This window comes from Bacillota bacterium (assembly GCA_023511835.1).
In the GTDB taxonomy this organism is placed as follows: Bacteria; Bacillota; Sulfobacillia; order JAIMAT01; family JAIMAT01; genus JAIMAT01.
On record JAIMAT010000046.1, the window covers coordinates 1 to 16303 of the forward strand.

The following is a 16303-nucleotide window of genomic DNA, read 5'->3' on the forward strand; positions in this document are numbered from 1 at the left end:
TCCGCTCGCTCCGGCCCTTCGAGTCGCCGGCCGGCTAGCAGGCCCGCACCCCCGCGGGCCCCGCCCCGGCGCCCGCCGGGCCGGCCCGGCGGCGGGCGGCCTCCCGGGAGCCGGCAAGCCCCCTCCCCCGCAGGAGAGGCGGGCGGGACGGCGAACGCGCTGAAAGGAGGTTGCGCCCTGCGCGTCTCGGCACGTGCGGCGCAGCCTCTCGCGGCAGTGCAAGGGAGGTGCACGCTATGGCTCAGCCCGAGATGGCCGGTTCGCCCGAGGGGCTGGACGCCCTTCTCCAGGAGAACCGGACCTTCGAGCCCTCGGCGGAGTTCAAGTCGCGCGCGCTCTGGAACGACCCCGCCGTCTACGAGGAAGCGGAGCGGGACCCGGAGGCCTTCTGGGCGCGCATGGCCCGCGAGCAGCTCACCTGGTTCCAGCCCTGGGAGAAGGTGCTGGAGTGGGATCCGCCCTTCGCCCGCTGGTTCGTCGGCGGCAAGCTGAACGTCAGCTACAACTGCCTCGACCGCCACGTGGAGGGCGGTCGCCGCAACAAGGTGGCCTACTTCTGGGAGGGCGAGCCCGGCGACACCCGGGTGATCACCTACGACCAGCTGCTCCGCCAGGTGGAGCGCGCCGCCAACGGCCTGAAGGCGCTGGGCGTGCGCAAGGGCGACCGCGTCGCCATCTACATGGGCATGGTGCCCGAGCTGCCCGTCGCCATGCTGGCCTGCACGCGCATCGGCGCGGTCCACAGCGTGGTCTTCGGCGGCTTCAGCGCCCAGGCGCTGCGCGACCGCATCCTCGACTCCCAGGCCAAGGTGGTCATCACGCAGGACGCCGGCTGGCGGCGCGGCAACCTGGTCCCGCTCAAGGCCAACACCGACGAGGCGGTGCGCGGGACACCCTCCGTCGAGCACGTGGTGGTGGTGGAACGGGTGGGCCCCGAGCGGGCCGCCGTCACCGGCGCCGGCTGGGTGGAGGGGCGCGACGTCCGCTGGGACGAGCTCCTGGCCCGGGCGGAGCCGCACTGCGCGCCGGAGCCGATGGACTCGGAGGATCCGCTCTACATCCTCTACTCCAGCGGGACCACCGGGAAGCCGAAGGGAATCCTGCACACCACGGGCGGCTACCTGACCCACGTGGCGACGACGCACAAATACATCTTCGACCTGCATGAGGACGACGTCTACTGGTGCGCCGCCGACGTCGGCTGGGTGACCGGCCACAGCTATATCGTCTACGGGCCGCTGGCCAACGGCGCCACCTCGGTCCTCTATGAGGGCGCCCCCGACTTCCCCGCCCGCGACCGCTGGTGGCAGATCATCGAGAAGTACGGCGTCAACATCCTCTACACGGCGCCCACCTCGATCCGCACCTTCATGCGCTGGGGGCCGGAGTGGCCCGGAAAGCACGGCCTCTCCAGCCTGCGCGTCCTGGGCTCGGTGGGCGAGCCCATCAACCCGGAGGCCTGGGTCTGGTACTACAAGTACATCGGCGGCGAGCGCTGCCCCATCGTGGACACCTGGTGGCAGACGGAGACCGGCGGCATCCTCATCACGCCGCTGCCCGGGATCACGCGGCTCAAGCCGGGATCGGCGACGCGCCCCTTCCCGGGCGTGGACGCCGTCGTGGTCAACGACCGCGGCGAGGAAGTGGGACGGGGCCAGGGCGGCTACCTCTGCATCCGCCGGCCCTGGCCGGGCATGCTGCGAGGCCTCTACGGCGACCCCGAGCGCTACAAGCAGGTCTATTGGAGCCGCTTCCCGGGCCTCTACTTCACCGGCGACGGCGCCAAGTACGACGAGGACGGCTACTTCTGGCTGCTGGGCCGGGTGGACGACGTGGTCAACGTCTCCGGCCACCGCATCGGCACCTACGAGGTGGAGAGCGCGCTGGTCGACCATCCCGACGTGGCCGAGGCGGCGGTCATCGGGCGGAGCGACCCGGTGCGGGGCCAGGCCATCTCGGCCTTCGTCACGCTCAAAGAGGGCGTCGAGGGCGGTCCGGCCAAGGCGGACGAGCTCAAGCAGCACGTGGTCAAGGTGATCGGGGCGCTGGCGCGGCCGGCGGAGATCTTCTTCACGGCCGAGCTGCCCAAGACGCGCTCGGGTAAGATCATGCGCCGGCTCCTGCGCGACATCGCCGAGGGTCGGGCGCTGGGCGACACCACCACCCTGGCCGATCCCGCCGTGGTGGAGCAGTTGAAGGCGCAGTACGAAGAGGCGGAGAATCCTGCCTGAGTCCCCGGCGCCGCCCTTCCACCGGGGGGAGGGGTCGCCGGGGCGGACGGCCCGGCGGGCGGCGGGCAGCCGCCTGCCGGGCCGTTCTCCTGCGCCCTCAGCCGGCCGCGGGGAGGCCCGCGCCGGCGGGGCCGGTGAACGAGGCCTCGTTGGCCGCCTCCCAGGCCTGCCCGAGCAGGCTGGACGCCTCCCGGGCGGCCTCCGCCTCGTCCAGGAGCAGGGCCAGGCCGTTCCGGGCGTCACCGGCCGCCGCCCCTCGCCGCGGGGCGCCCGCCGGCCAGCCCAGGAGGAGCCGGCGCTCGTCGGCCACGGCCAGTAGGCCGTCGGGGAGGCCCGCCACGCCTCGCGCCAGGGCGCCCCGCCGCCCCAGGAAGCGCGCGCTCTCGGCGTTCGCCGGGCGCCCCGCCTCCAGCAGGAGGCGGAGCCGGACACCGCGGCGCAGCGCGGCGGCCAGCGCCTCCACCAGCTCCAGGTCGGCCAGCTCCGGGAGGAGGAGGTCGAGGCTCCGGCGTGCTTCCTCGACCAGGCGGAGGAGTGCGCCGGGCAGCTCCTCACCGGTCACCAGCGACGCCGTCTCGGCCCGCGGCGCGGTCGCCGCGGCCCCCAGCAGTTCCAGCGCCCGGGCCACGTCGAGGCTCCCCGCCCCGGCCGCCTCGGGCTGGTGGAAGAGGTCGTCGGCGCCCTGGAGCAGTGCCTGCTTCACCTGGTCGGGCGTGGCCTCGGGGCGCCTCTGGACGAGGAGGGCGGCGGCGCCGGCGCAGATGGGCGTCGCCATGGAGGTGCCCGAGAGGCGGAAGTACCCCTCCTCGACCCGGAATTCCGGGTGGGCCTGATCCAGCGCCGAGCCGGGGGCGCGCAGGGAGACGATGCCCACCCCCGGCGCCACCAGGTCGGGCTTCCTCTGCAGCTCGGGCGTGGGTCCGCGGCTGGAGAAGGGGGCCACCGTGTCGTCCTTCGGGTCCTGCGTGCGCCGGTCGTCGCTGGCGCCCACCGTGATCAGGAGCGGGTCGATGCCGGGCGAGCTGATGGTGAAGGGCGCCGGGCCGTCGTTGCCGGCGGCGACGCAGACCACCAGCCCAGCCCGCCAGGCCTTCTCGAGCGCCTGGCAGAGGGGATCGATCTGGTAGGGGAGCCAGCCGGGACCGCCCAGCGAGAGGGAGAGGACGCGGATGCCCAGCCGATCCTGCTCCTGGAGAGACCACTGGACGCCGGCGATGATGGTGGAGATGGCGCCGCTGCCCTGCTCGTCCAGCACCTTGACGGCGGCCAGCGAGGCCTCGGGCGCGCTGCCGCGGTAGCGACCCCCGCTGGAGTGGCCGTTGCCCAACGCGCAACCGGCCACGTGGGTGCCGTGGCCGTTGTCGTCGTAAGGGTCGCTCCGCCCGTGGACCAGGTCGTGGAAGGCGACGATGCGGTTCTCCGGCAGGGTCAGGTCGGGGTGCGGGTAGACGCCGGTGTCCAGGATGGCGATGGTGACGCCCTTGCCCGTCCAGCCGGACGCCCAGGCGGCCGGAGCCCGGACTGTGGGCACCGCCACGTCGAGGAGGGCGTGCACCGTCCGGTCCAGGTGGAGCCGGAGGACGGAGGGGTGTGCGGCCAGCGCCCCGAGGGCGGCGCGGGGGACGCTCACCGCCAGGGCGTCCACCAGAGGCAGCTCGGCCGTGACCCGCGCCCCGTAGCTCTCCACGTGCCGGCGCAGCTCGCCCGCCGCCGCGGCGTCCAGGCCCGGCTGCTGCTGGACCAGCAGCCGGATCTCCGCCTGCGGGTCGGGCGACTCCTGCAGGTGCCGGAGGAGCGCCGCATCGCACTTGTGCAGATGCGGCGCCAGATTCTCGTCCACGCCGATCATGGCCGTCACCTCCCGCTTGGCCCGCCCTGCGGGCGGGACACCGCAGCCTATACATTTCGACCGACGGGCGGGACCTCCGTTCCGCCGGCCGCTCGCCGGCACGTCGGGGCGGCCGCGGGGGCTGCCTCACGCCTGCACGCGGGCGGCGCCCCCCTCTCCCGGCGGGAGCGGCTCCAGAACCGCCAGCCAGGGCAGGTGGTCTGAGGCCAGGCTCACCTCGCCGGCCGGGTCGCGCCAGACGCCCGCCTCGCGCACGCGCCAGGCGAGGCCGGCCAGGACGTAGTCGATGCGGACCGCGGGCCGGTCGGAGGGGTAGGTGGGCGCGGCGGCGTCGCCCGCTCCCGTGTCGGTGAGGCGGCGGCGGAGCGGCGCCAGCTCCGGCGCCTCCAGGGGTGCGTTCAGGTCGCCCGCCAGGACGGCCAGGGGCCCCGCTCGCTCCAGGCGCGCGGCTACCGCGCGCACCTGGGCCGCCCGCTCGCGCGCGCTCAGGCCCAGGTGGGTGACGGCCACGGGAACGGTCAGCAGCCTCCCCCGTCCTCCGTACCGCCACTCCAGGCGGGCGCAAAGGAGGAGGCGCGGCTCCGGCCGATGCTCCAGACCCAGAAGGGCAAGGCTGCGCCGCGCCGGCGGCAGGGTGACGGCGGCCACCGGCCGCAGGGGGTGGGGACTGAGGAGCGCGTTGCCGAAGGCGACCCAGCCGCGGCGGAAGGCTGGGGCGAAGAGGCGGTGGGGAAAGGCGGCCAGCTCGGCCAGACGGCGCGCCTGATCGACCCGCCCGCGACCCGGCCAGCAGCGGCTGACCTCGGTCAGCGCCGCCAGGTCCGGCCGGGCGGCGCGGAGCAGGCGGGCGACGCGCTCCAGGTCAAGGCGGCCGTCCCGCCCCACGGCCGAATGGATGTTCCAGGTGAGGACGCGCAAGCCCGTCGCGCTTCCCTCCCGGCGCCGCCCGCGCGCGGCCTCCCGCCGCCGGCTCCGGAGACGAGGCGGCGGAGAGGAGGCGGTCGCCCCGCCCCTCTCCGCCAGCCTACGTCACGGGATCAGCGGTCGGTCACCGCGGAAGCGGATGACCCCGACGCCGGCTCAACCCTGCGCGCCCGGGCCGGCCTGGTCGGCCTCGCCGGCCGCCGCGTCCGTCGCGTCGGCGGCGCGTGCCGCCTCGGCGGCGTCGGCCGCGCCGGCCTCGCGCCGGTCGTCCACCTCGTCGCGGATCTCCTGCCGGAAGCCCTCGATGGCCTCGCGACGTCGCCGGTTCTTCAGCCGGATGGCTTCCTCCTGGTCCTCGGGCAGATCACGGGCATCCGCCCGCAGCCGTTCCCGGGCCTCGCGGAGGTTCTCGAAGGTGTTCTCGATGTGCTCCTGCAACTTGGCGACGTTGTCCGAGCGATCGTCGGGCCTGGGCACGCGACCACCTCCCGCGCCTAGGATGCCCGGCCGAGGATGGCCTGCACCCGGCGGACGACGGGACGGGCGTGCAACCGCCCGTTTTCGATGAAAACGGAGTTGGCGTCGTTGCCCGCAGCGAACACGCCGGCGACGAAGAGGCCGGGCACGTCGGTCTCCATGCTGGAGGGGTCGTGGACGGGCGCGCCGCTGGCGGGGTCGATGCCCACGCCCGCCTCGCGCAGGAGGCGGTGGTCGGGCCGGTAGCCCGTCATGGCCAGGACGAAGTCGTTGGCCAGCGTGCGCGGCCCCTCGGGTGTCTCCAACTCCACCGCGTCCGGGCGGATCGCCCGGACGCGGCTCCCCCAGTAGGCGCGGACGCGACCCTTGGCCAGCAGGCTCTCCATCTCCGGCCGCACCCAGGGCTTCACCTTCTCGGAAAGGCCCGGGCCGCGGTGGACCAGCGTGACGCGGGCGCCGTGGCGTTCCAGATCCATGGCCGTCTCCACCGCCGAGTTGCGGCCGCCCACCACGAGCACCTCCTGCCCCACGTACCGGTAGGGCTCGTCGTAGTAGTGGCTCACCTTCTCCAGCTCCTCGCCGGGGACGCCCAGGAGGTTGGGGTGGTCGAAGTAGCCGGTGGCCAGGACCACACAGCGCGCGCGCAGCTCGTCGCGACCGCCGTCGCGGCGCTCGGTCGGCACCGCGAAGCCGCCGCCGGCGAGGCGGCGGGGCGCCTCGGCGCGCTCCCAGAGTCGGAGCGGCAGGGACTCGCGCTCGGCCACCCGGCGGTAGTACTCCAACGCCTCCTGCCGCGTCGGCCGCGGGCGCGCGGAGACGAAGGGGTAGCCGCCGATCTCCAGCAGTTCCGCCGTGCTGAAGAAGGTCATCTGCCGCGGGAAGCGGACCAGCGCGTCGGTCAGCGTCCCCTTCTCCACCACCAGCAGGGAGAGGCCGGCCCGCCGCGCTTCCACGGCCACCGCCAGGCCGCAGGGGCCGGCTCCGATCACCAGCAGGTCCAGCAGTCCGGATCACCTCGCTCGGGGCGTCGGCGAAGGGCGAAAGGCGGGGCGGCGCCCCCGGGCGCCGGCCCGGCTCCGATGCTAGCACGCCGGCGGCCGGGTCGCCCGCTCCCGGCCCGGCTACCATGGAGCCGGAGGCGGTGGCCGCGTGGCGGAAGTCGACGTGACGGTGGTGGGCGCGGGCGTGGTCGGCCTAGCCGTGGCGCGGCGACTGGCCGCGCCCGGGCGGAGCGTCTGGCTGCTGGAGCGCCATCGGCGGCCGGGCGAAGAGTGCTCCTCGCGGAACAGCCAGGTGATCCACTCGGGGCTCTACTACCGGCCGGGATCGCTCAAGGCCTGGAGCTGCGTCGAGGGCAACCGCCGCACCTACGAGCTCTGCCGACGGCTGGGCGTCCCCTGCCGCCGGACGGGCAAGCTGGTGGTGGCCTCCGGGGAGGAGGAGCTGCCCGCGCTGGAGCGGCTGGCCGAAAACGGCGAGGCCGTGGGCGTGGAGGGCATCCGCCTCCTGGAGGCCGGCGAGGTGCGCCGCGTCGAGCCTCGCGTCCGAGCCCGGGCGGCGCTCTGGGTCCCCTCCACCGGCCTCCTGGACGCGGCGGCGCTGGTCGCCGCCCTGGCCGCCGACGCCCGCGCCCGGGGCGCCGAGCTGCTGCTGCGGACCGAGCTGGCGGGGGCCGAGCCGACGCCCGGGGGCTGGCGGCTGACGGTTCGCGAGCCCGACGGGCAGCTCTTCCGCTATACCTCCCGCCTGGTGGTCAACGCCGCCGGGCTGGAGGCGGACCGGGTGGCGGAGATGGCGGGCATCGACGCCGAGGCGGCAGGCTACCGCCTCCACCCGGCCAAGGGCGACTACTTCAGCGTCCGCCCGGCGCGGGCCGGGCTGATCGCCCGCCCGGTCTACCCGCTGCCCGAGGCGGAGATGGCCGGGCTGGGCATCCATGCCACGCCGGACCTGGACGGCCGCCTGCGGCTGGGCCCGGACCTGGCCTGGGTGGGACCGGAGTGGCGCCGCCATCCCGACTACCGCGTCGACGAAGGTAAGCGTCTGGCCTTCTGGGAGGCGGCCCGCCGCTACCTGCCGGACCTGGAGCCGGACGACCTGGAGCCCGAGATGGCGGGCGTGCGCCCGAAGCTGCAGGCGCCCGGGGAGCCGCCGCGCGACTTCGTCGTCCGCCACGAGGCGGAGCGGGGCCTGGCCGGCTGGGTCAACCTGGTGGGCATCGAGTCGCCCGGCCTGACCGCCGCGCCGGCTTTAGCGGAACGGGTGGCGGAGCTGCTGGCCGACCTGCTCTGAGCGGCCGCTCCGGGCGGAGCGGCGGAGGGGCGGCGGATGCCGCCGGCGAAGCATGCACCAGCGGCGGAGGGCCGGCTCCCGCGCGGGGGCCGCCGGAGGGAGGTGGCCTGGCTGGTCGTCATCCGCACCCTCCTGGAGGGGTTTCCGGGCCGGAGCGAGCGGGGCTTCCTGGGCTGGAGCTCCTGCCAGCTGGTGCTCACCCCGGGCGGCAGGCGGCTTCTCTTCGACACCGGCGGCATGAACGAGCGGGTGGAGCTGCCCGCGCGCCTGGCGGCGGCCGGCGTGGCACCGGAGGAGGTGGAGGCGGTCGTCCTCAGCCACCTCCACTTCGACCACGCGGCCAACTGGGAGCTCTTCCCGCGCGCCGAGATCCTGGTCCACCGGCGCGAGCTGGAGTACGCCGCTTCGGACGGGGCGGATCCGGCGACGCTCCGCTGCCAGGCGCGCGAGCTGGCGCGTCACCCGCGGCTCCGCCCGGTGGAGGGCGAGCTGGAGCTCGGCGAAGGGCTCCGCCTGTTGGAGGTGCCCGGGCACACGCCGGGTAGCCTGGCGCTGGAGGCGGGGGAAGCCGTCCTCTGCGGCGACGCCCTGAAGAACCGCTGGGATCTGGAGGGCGGGGTTCCCCAGCCCGTCTGGGACCCCGGCCTGGCCCGCGCCTCCATCCAGCGGCTGGCCGCGCGGGCGGGGAGACTCTATCCGGGTCACGACGCGCCGCTGGAGAGGCGGGGCGGCGGCTGGGTGCCGGCGGGGTGGCCCCGGATGCGCCTCTGGCTTCCCGCGGGGGGGATGCGCGAGGTGGCGTTGGAGGACGGGGGCGGAGGGGAGGGCTGAGGCGGGTGGACGCCGGAACGGAGCCGGGGCGGGAAGAGGGGCTCCTGCGGGGCACCTTCGACTTCCACGTGCATGCCGCCCCCAGCCTCTTCCCGCGCGCCCTGGGCGACCTCCAGCTGGCCCGCGAGGCGCGGGCGGCGGGCATGGCCGGCTTCGTGCTCAAGGCGCACGAGGGTTCGACGGCCGAGCGGGCGGCGCTGGTGGAGGAGGCGGTGCCGGGTCTGCGGGTGGCGGGCAGCGTGACGCTCAACCACTTCGTCGGCGGTTTCAACCCGGCAGCCGTGGAGGCCGCCTTGGCCCTGGGGGCGCGCGTGGTCTGGTTCCCCACCGTCCACGCCGCCTGGCATCTGCGCCACTACGGTGGCGCCGGCTACCGCGAGCAGCCGAGCCTGGTCGAGCTGCGGCCGCGGCCGCCTCTTTCGCCGCTGGACGGGAAGGGCCGCCTGCTCCCCGAGGTGGAGGAGATCCTGGAGCAGATCGCCGCCGCCGGAGCGGTCCTCTGCACCGGCCACCTCTCGCCCGAGGAGAGCCGCCGTCTCCTGCGCGCCGCGCGCGAGCGCGGCGTGGAGCGGCGCGTCTTCACGCACCCCGACCTGGCCGTGACGCGCATCGGTCTGGAGGAGCAGCGGGAGTTGGCCCGGGAGGGGAACTACCTGGAGAAGAGCTTCCTGACCACCCTGCCGCCCTGGGGCGAGGAGGAGGCGGCGGCGGTGGCGGCCTCCATCCGCGAGCTGGGAGCCGGCAGCGTCCTCCTCCAGACCGACCTGGGGCAGCGGGCCAACGGCTCGCCCGTGGCCGGCTGGCGGCGCTGGCTCGAGGCGCTCCTGGCGGCGGGGCTGAAGGCGAAGGAGCTGGAACGGGCGGCCGGCGGCAACGCGCTCGAGCTTCTGGACGCCTGAAGAGACGGGAGGGGGCAGACCGGTGTTCGAATGGATTCGCGAGATGAGCCCGCCCGAGCGGCGGGCGCTCCTGGCCACCTTCGCCGGCTGGGGGCTGGACGGCATGGACGTGCAGATCTACTCCTTCGTCATCCCCACGCTGATCGCCGCCTGGGGGATCAGCCGCGGGCAGGCCGGCATCCTGGGGACGGTCACCCTCCTCCTCTCGGCGCTGGGCGGCTGGCTCGCAGGCATCCTGGCCGACCGGGTGGGCCGCGTCCGGCTCCTGCAGGTGACGGTCGCCTGGTACGCCTTCTTCACCTTCCTGAGCGGCTTCACCCACTCCTTCCCCGAGCTCCTCCTGACGCGGGGCCTGCAGGGCCTGGGTTTCGGCGGCGAGTGGGCGGCGGGCTCCGTGCTCATGGGCGAGCTGGCCGACCCCCGCTACCGCGGCCGCGCGGTGGGCACCGTGCAGAGCGGCTGGGCCGTGGGCTGGGGGGTGGCGGTGCTGGCCTCCACCGTCTTCTTCTCGCTGCTCCCGGCCGGCCTCGCCTGGAGGGCCATGTTCTGGCTCGGCATCCTGCCGGCGCTGCTGGTGGTCTACATCCGCCGCCACGTGCGCGAGCCCGAGGTCTTCGAGGCGACGCAGCGGAAGCTGGAGGCGGGCGCCCGCACCTCCAGCCGTGAGATCTTCGAGGGCGGGCTCCTGCGCACCACCGTCATCGCCTCGCTGATGACCACCGGCATCCAGGGCGGCTACTACGCCATCACCACCTGGCTGCCCACCTACCTCCAGTCGACCCGCCACCTCTCGGTCCTCAACAGGGGCGGCTACCTGGCCGTGGTCATCCTGGGCTCTTTCACCGGCTACCTGGTGGCGGCCCACCTGGCCGACCGCATCGGCCGGCGGCGGAAGATCCTGCTCTTCGCCGTCCTCTCGGCGGCCACCGTGGCCGTCTACGCCTACCTGCCCATCAGCGACCGGCTGATGCTCTATCTCGGCTTCCCGCTGGGCTTCTTCGCCTCGGGCATCTTCAGCGGCCTGGGGCCCTACCTGACCGAGCTCTACCCGACACGGGTGCGCGGCGCGGGCCAGGGCTTCGCCTACAACTTCGGGCGCGGCGTGGGGGCGCTCTTCCCCGGGCTGGTCGGCTTCCTGAGCGCCAACCTCAGCCTGGGGACGGCCATCGCTCTCTTCGCCGTCGTCGCCTACGCGCTGGTGGTGCTCATGCTGGCCCTGCTTCCGGAGACGGCGGGAAAGGAGCTGGTGGCCTACGACTGAGGCGGCGCCACCCCTCTCCGCGGACTTCCTCGGCAGGCTGGAGGAAGTGGTGGGCGCCGGCAACCTCCTGGCGGCGGGCGGCGAGCCTCTCCTCTACGGCTACGACGCCACCGTGGTGCGCGGCCTTCCCTCAGCGGTGGCCCGGCCGGCCTCCACGGAGGAGGTGGCGGCGGTCCTCCGTCTCTGCCAGCGCGAGCGTGTGCCCGTCGTCCCGCGCGGCGCCGGCACCGGCCTCTCGGGCGGGGCGGTGCCCGTGCGCGGCGGCCTGGTGCTGGATCTGGGCCGGATGAACCGGATCCGGCGCATCGACCGCCGCGACCTCTACGCCGAGGTGGAGGCCGGCGTCAACACGCAGCGCTTCCAGGAGGCGGTCCAGGCGGCGGGCCTCTTCTTCCCGCCGGACCCCTCCAGCGCCGTCGCCTCCACCCTGGGCGGCAACCTGGCGGAGAACGCCGGCGGGCCGCGCGCCTTCAAGTACGGCGTCTTCCGCGACTACACCCTGGGCCTGACGGTCGTCCTGGCCGACGGCACCGTCCTGCGCACCGGCGGCCGGACCGTCAAGAACGTGAGCGGCTACGACCTGACGCGCCTCTTCGTCGGCTCCGAGGGGACGCTGGGCGTCATCACCGAGGCGCTCCTCAAGCTGATCCCGCCGCCCGAGGCGCGGAGGACGCTGACCGCCGCCTTCCCCCGCCTGGAGGAGGCGGCCGAGGCGGTCAGCGACACCATCGCCGCCGGCCTCCGCCCCTCGGCGCTGGAGCTGATGGACGACGCCTCCATCCGCGTGGTGGAGGAGTACCTCCACCTGGGCCTCCCCCTGGACGCGGAGGCGCTCCTGCTGGTGGAGGTGGACGGCCCCGCCGCGGCGGTGGAGGGCGAGGCGGAGGCGGTGGCCGCGCTCTGCCGGCGGCACGGCGCCCGGCGGCTCCGCCTGGCGCGCGACGAGGCCGAGGCGGCCGAGCTCTGGCGGGCGCGCAAGGCGATCTCGCCGGCGGTGGCGCGCATCAAGCCGACCAAGATCTCCGAGGACGCCACCGTCCCGCCCAGCCGCATCCCGGAGATGGTCCGCCGCCTGAAGGCCATCGGCGAGCGCTACGGCGTCACCCTGGTGGTCTTCGGCCACGCCGGCGACGGCAACCTCCACCCCAACATCCTCTGCGACGCCCGCGACCCGGAAGAGATGGAGCGCGTCTGGCGCGCCGTGGCCGAGATCTTCCGGGTGACGCTGGAGCTGGGCGGCACGCTGAGCGGCGAGCACGGCATCGGCGTCCTCAAGGCGCCCTTCCTGGGCTGGGAGCACGGCGAGGAAGGGGTGCGCGTCATGAAGGCGCTGAAGGCGGCCCTGGATCCGCTGGGGCTGCTCAACCCGGGAAAGATCTTCCCCGACCAGGCGCCTCCCTGGCCGGTCCCCCTGCCGCCGGGGCCGGCCGGCGCTGCGGCGGACGAGGCGGGGAGGGGAGGCGAGAGCGCGTGAAGCTGCGCATCGACCTGAACGCCGACATGGGCGAGAGCTTCGGCCCCTGGCGCATGGGCGTGGACGAGGAGCTGCTGGGCCGCGTCAGCTCGGCCAACGTGGCCTGCGGCTTCCACGCCTCCGACCCGCTGACCATGGCCCGCACCGTCCGCGCGGCGGTGCGGCTGGGCGTCGCCGTGGGCGCCCACCCCGGCTATCCCGACCTGGTCGGCTTCGGGCGGCGCGAGATGGAGATGAGCCCCGAGGAGGCAGAGGCGGTCGTCGTCTACCAGATCGGCGCGCTCGCCGCCTTCTGCGCCGCCGAGGGGGCGGAGCTCCACCACGTCAAGCCGCACGGGGCCATGTACAACCGCGCCGCGCGCGACCGGTCGCTGGCCGAGGCCATCGCCCGCGCGGTCCGCCGCGTCGACCCGCGCCTGATCCTCTACGCGCAGCCGGGCAGCGAGCTGGCCCGCGCGGGCGAGGCGGCGGGGCTGCGAGTGGCGCTGGAGGCCTTCGCCGACCGCGGCTACCTGGCCGACGGCCGCCTCCAGCCCCGCTCGCAGCCGGGCGCCGTCCTCCGCGACCCGGAGCAGGTGGCCGAGCGGGCGCTCCGCATCGTCCGCGAGGGGCGCGTCACCGCCGTCACGGGCGAGGAGGTGGAGCTGCGCGCGGAGACCATCTGCCTCCACGGGGACAACCCCGAGGCCGTCCGGCTGGCGGAGGCCGTCCGCCGGCGGCTGGAGGCGGAGGGCGTGGAGATCGCCCCGGTCGCGGTGTGAGGCCGCGCGGCCGCCCGCCCCTCTTCCGGCTGCGGAGCGCCGGGGAGCGGGCGGTCTACGTCGACCCCCTGGACGCGCGCGGCCAGCCGCTCGGGCCCTCGCCGGCGACGGCCCGCCTGCTGGCCGCCTGGGCGCGGGCGCTGGAGCCGCCGCCGGCGGGCGTCGAGGCGGTGCTGCGCGGCTACGCCACCCTCTACCTGGAGCTGGACCCGCGGCAGGCATCAGAGGCGGAGCTGTTCCGCCGGCTCGACCGCCTCCTGGCGGAGGCGGGCGCGGCGGGGGACGGCGGGCAGGCGCCGCGCTTCGTGGAGCTGCCGGTCCTCTATGGCGGCGAGGCCGGGCCGGACCTGGAGGCGGTGGCGCGCGAGACCGGCCGGACGCCGGAGGAAGTGGTGCGCCTCCACAGCTCGCGCACCTACCATGCGCTGGCGCTGGGCTTCAGCCCGGGCTTCGCCTACCTGGGCGAGCTGCCCGCGGAGCTGGAGGTGGACCGGCTCCCCAGGCCCAGGGAGCGGGTGCCGGCCGGCTCGGTGGCCATCGCCGGCCGCCAGACCGCCGTCTACCCCTCCGCCACGCCGGGCGGCTGGCGGCTGATCGGCCGCTGCCCGCTGCCGCTCCTCCTGCCCGGGGAGGAGCCGCCGGTGCGCATCCGCCTGGGCGACCGGGTCCGCTTCCGCCCGGTGGACGCCGGGGAGTTCCGCCGCCTGGAGGCGGAGGCGCGGGCGCCGCGGCCGGCGCCGGCGGCGGGCGGGGAGGCGGGTGCGGAGGCGGCGGTGGAGGTGGTCCGGCCCGGCTTCCTCACCAGCGTGCAGGACCTGGGGCGGCCGGCGTGGCGAGGCTACGGCTTCGTCGAGGCCGGCGCCCTGGACCGGGCTGCGCTGATGGCGGCCAACGCGCTGGTGGGCAACGAGCCGGGCGCGGCCGGGCTGGAGATGACGGTGGCGGGGCCGGTGCTCCGCTTCCTGCGGCCGCTCGCCATCGCGCTGGCGGGCGCCGACCTGGGCGCCGAGCTGGACGGGCTTCGCCTGGAGCCGGGCCGGGCCGTGCAGGTGCGGCCGGGCCAGCTGCTCCGCTTCCGTGGGCGGCGGCGCGGCGCGCGCGCCTACCTGGCGCTGGAGGGCGGCATCGACCTGCCCGCCCCGGGAGGAAGCCGTTCCACCGACTTGGTGGCCGGAGTCGGGGGCCTGGGGGGCCGCCCGCTCGGCGCCGGCGACCGGCTGCGCACGGGCGGGGCCGGGAGCCGCCGGCCGCTGGCGCCCGAGGAGGTGGCGCGGCTTCTGCCGCCGCTGCCCGAGCCTGGCCGGCCGCTGGCGGTCCGCGTCACCCTGGGGCCCGACGACGACCTCTTCGCCCCGGGGGCGCTGGAGGCGCTGGCGGGGCTCGCCTGGCGCCTCTCCCCGGCCTCCAACCGCACGGGGATGCGGCTGGAAGGCGGACGCCTGGACTTCCTCCCCGAGGCGCAGGGCGCCCTGGCCGGGCGTTCGCTCTCGGAGCCGGTGGCGGCGGGGGCGGTGCAGGTGCCGCCGGGCGGCGAGCCCATCCTCCTCCTGGCCGACCGGCCCACCATCGGCGGCTACGCACGCATCGCCACGGCGATCGAGGCCGACCTCGACCGGCTGGCCCAGCTGGCGCCGGGCGACCTCCTGCGGATGCTGCCCGTCTCGCCGGAGGCGGCGCGGGCGGCGGACCGCCGCCGGCGGGCGGAGATGGAGGCGCTCCGCGGCCGGGAGGCGGGCTGACCGTGGGCGGCGGCCAGGCGCGGCGAGGCCGGAGGCGGAGGAACTCGGCCAGAACCGGCATCTCCTCCAGGTCGGGCGGCCCCAGGCGCGAGCGCTCCACCCCCTCCGGCTGGGGGGCGTCGGGCCGGGTGACCAGCAGGCGCTCGGGCGTGGCCACCAGGTCGACCAGCAGGTCGAAGGGCTCGCGCGGGACGGAGTCGACCACCTGCAGCTCGCGGACGGTGGTGGCCACGGGGGCGGGGGAGCCCTGCAGCTCCCGCAGCAGGGCGAACTCGCGGTCGGAGGAGCCCGCCCCCTTGCCGACGCGGTGGCCGCGGGCGTCGACGGCCACGCTGCCGCAGACGATCAGGTCGACGCGAGGAAGGTCGGCCAGCGCCACCCGCCGCGCGCGCACCGGCTGCCGGGGGGCGTCGGGGTTGACCTTTACCACCCGCGCCGCCTGCCAGAGGGGGCACCCGTTGCCCGACCCGCCCCCGGCTTGACGCCCCCCGCGGGCGGGTCTAGAGTCGAGCCAGCCAGACAACCACAGAGGACCACTGGGGGCGTCCCCCTCCCCGGGCCCCGGGCGGGCCGCGGGGGGCGGGGGCTGAGACGGCGGCGGCCGACCCCTCGAACCTGATCTGGGTCATGCCAGCGGAGGGAAAGTGGTCATGCGCGGACCAGCGCCCGGCCGGGGCGCGGCGCGCGACGACCGTCCTTCCGGGACGGTTTTTTTCGTGGTCCTCGCGGGCACCCTGGCGGGAGGCGAGCGAGGATGGAGTCCGGCCAAGTCGCCAGCGCGCTCCGCTTCGAGAGGGTGACCGCCTTCTACCGGCCGCCCGCCGCCGCGCGCGGGCGGGCGGCAGAGGTGCCGGTCCTCGAGGATCTCTCCTTCAGCGTGGCCGAGGGCGCCTTCACGGCGCTGGTCGGTCCCAGCGGCTCGGGCAAGAGCACCATCCTGAAGCTGGCGGCGGGCATCCTGCGCCCGCGCTCGGGCCGCATCGAGGTGGGCGGCACGCCGCCGGGGGCGCGGCCGGGCGAGCCGCTGCGCGCCAGCTACATGCCGCAGCGGGACTCGCTCCTGCCCTGGCGGACGCTCCTGGAGAACGCGCTCCTGCCGCTGGAGATCCGCGGCGCCGGGGCGGAGGCGCTCGGTCAGGCGCGGCGCCGCGCCAGCGAGCTGCTCCCGGTCTTCGGGCTAGAGGGGAAGGGCGAGGCCTACCCCTCCCAGCTCTCGGGCGGCGAGCGGCAGCGGGCGGCCTTCCTGCGCACGGTGATGGCCGGTGGCCGGCTGCTCCTCCTGGACGAGCCCTTCGGGGCGCTGGACGCGCTCACCCGCCGGCAGCTGCAGCTCTGGCTGGCCGGTCTCCGCCGCCGGCTGGAGGCGACGGTGCTGCTGGTCACCCACGACGTCCAGGAGGCGGTCCTCCTGGCCGACGAGGTGCTGGTGGTCACGGCCACCCCGGTGCACGCGCTGGAGCGGGTGCCGGTGGACGACCGCGCCCGGGCCGAGCGGCGGGTGCTGGAGCTGCTGGGTCTGCACGAGGCGCTTCTGCCGGGGGTGGAGAGCGCGTGAGGGGAGGCTT

At 75.7% G+C, this 16303-nt stretch carries 12 protein-coding genes, 2 pseudogenes and 1 riboswitch; of the genes and pseudogenes, 9 read left to right on the top strand and 5 right to left on the bottom strand.

Annotated features, from left to right (window positions below):
* The first annotated feature begins 251 nt into the window (after window positions 1–251).
* Window positions 252–2231, top strand: a complete 1980-nt coding sequence (gene acs, locus K6U79_07720; GenBank protein ID MCL6522242.1) for an acetate--CoA ligase — start codon at window positions 252–254, stop codon at window positions 2229–2231.
* Window positions 2232–2898: 667 nt separating this feature from the next.
* Here acs and K6U79_07725 read toward each other — a convergent pair.
* From K6U79_07725 to K6U79_07740, 4 genes and pseudogenes are all read right to left on the bottom strand, one after another.
* Window positions 2899–4080 (bottom strand): annotated as a pseudogene (locus K6U79_07725) (S8 family peptidase).
* Between the two features lie 126 nt (window positions 4081–4206).
* A complete protein-coding gene (locus K6U79_07730; GenBank protein ID MCL6522243.1) occupies window positions 4207–4998 on the bottom strand; it encodes an endonuclease/exonuclease/phosphatase family protein in 792 nt (263 codons plus the stop codon).
* Window positions 4999–5160: 162 nt separating this feature from the next.
* A complete protein-coding gene (gene tlp, locus K6U79_07735; GenBank protein ID MCL6522244.1) occupies window positions 5161–5481 on the bottom strand; it encodes a small acid-soluble spore protein Tlp in 321 nt (106 codons plus the stop codon).
* A 17-nt stretch (window positions 5482–5498) separates the two neighbouring features.
* Window positions 5499–6485: a YpdA family putative bacillithiol disulfide reductase gene (locus K6U79_07740; GenBank protein MCL6522245.1), complete on the bottom strand. Its 987-nt coding sequence runs from the start codon at window positions 6483–6485 to the stop codon at window positions 5499–5501.
* A 145-nt stretch (window positions 6486–6630) separates the two neighbouring features.
* On the opposite strand from K6U79_07740, the gene K6U79_07745 reads away from it, so the two are divergent.
* Genes K6U79_07745 through pxpB form a run of 7 tightly spaced genes read left to right on the top strand, consistent with a single transcriptional unit; the run spans window position 6631 to window position 14738 of the window.
* Window positions 6631–7773, top strand: a complete 1143-nt coding sequence (locus tag K6U79_07745; GenBank protein ID MCL6522246.1) for an NAD(P)/FAD-dependent oxidoreductase — start codon at window positions 6631–6633, stop codon at window positions 7771–7773.
* A gap of 36 nt (window positions 7774–7809) precedes the next feature.
* The gene (locus K6U79_07750; GenBank protein MCL6522247.1) at window positions 7810–8604 is read left to right on the top strand and encodes an MBL fold metallo-hydrolase; all 795 of its coding nucleotides are present in this window, start codon (window positions 7810–7812) and stop codon (window positions 8602–8604) included.
* Window positions 8605–8609: 5 nt separating this feature from the next.
* Window positions 8610–9503, top strand: coding sequence for a hypothetical protein (locus tag K6U79_07755; protein MCL6522248.1), 894 nt, complete (start codon window positions 8610–8612; stop codon window positions 9501–9503).
* 43 nt (window positions 9504–9546) lie between these two features.
* Complete coding sequence (locus K6U79_07760) at window positions 9547–10764, top strand: MFS transporter (GenBank protein ID MCL6522249.1); 1218 nt, start codon at window positions 9547–9549, stop codon at window positions 10762–10764.
* Window positions 10765–10801: 37 nt separating this feature from the next.
* A complete protein-coding gene (locus K6U79_07765) occupies window positions 10802–12238 on the top strand; it encodes an FAD-binding protein (protein ID MCL6522250.1) in 1437 nt (478 codons plus the stop codon).
* Window positions 12235–12999: a LamB/YcsF family protein gene (locus K6U79_07770; GenBank protein ID MCL6522251.1), complete on the top strand. Its 765-nt coding sequence runs from the start codon at window positions 12235–12237 to the stop codon at window positions 12997–12999. Before K6U79_07765 ends, K6U79_07770 begins: the two co-directional genes overlap by 4 nt.
* Window positions 12996–14738, top strand: coding sequence for a 5-oxoprolinase subunit PxpB (gene pxpB / locus K6U79_07775; protein ID MCL6522252.1), 1743 nt, complete (start codon window positions 12996–12998; stop codon window positions 14736–14738). Before K6U79_07770 ends, pxpB begins: the two co-directional genes overlap by 4 nt.
* A 145-nt stretch (window positions 14739–14883) precedes the next feature.
* Here the strand turns inward: pxpB and K6U79_07780 are convergent.
* Window positions 14884–15267 (bottom strand): annotated as a pseudogene (locus K6U79_07780) (5-formyltetrahydrofolate cyclo-ligase).
* Window positions 15267–15398: riboswitch (TPP riboswitch) on the top strand. Its footprint overlaps the pseudogene before it by 1 nt.
* A gap of 94 nt (window positions 15399–15492) precedes the next feature.
* Between K6U79_07780 and K6U79_07785 the strand changes: the two are divergent.
* Window positions 15493–16293 carry an ATP-binding cassette domain-containing protein gene (locus K6U79_07785; GenBank protein ID MCL6522253.1) on the top strand — a complete coding sequence of 267 codons (801 nt, stop codon included), beginning with the start codon at window positions 15493–15495 and terminating at the stop codon, window positions 16291–16293.
* The last annotated feature ends 10 nt before the right edge of the window (window positions 16294–16303 follow it).

Coding starts and splice junctions, on each gene's coding strand:
- K6U79_07785 (MCL6522253.1), top strand. CDS start 15,493: ATGGAGTCCGGCCAAGTCGCCAGCGCGCTCCGCTTCGAGAGGGTGACC.
- acs (MCL6522242.1), top strand. CDS start 252: ATGGCCGGTTCGCCCGAGGGGCTGGACGCCCTTCTCCAGGAGAACCGG.
- K6U79_07750 (MCL6522247.1), top strand. CDS start 7,810: ATGCCGCCGGCGAAGCATGCACCAGCGGCGGAGGGCCGGCTCCCGCGC.
- K6U79_07760 (MCL6522249.1), top strand. CDS start 9,547: ATGAGCCCGCCCGAGCGGCGGGCGCTCCTGGCCACCTTCGCCGGCTGG.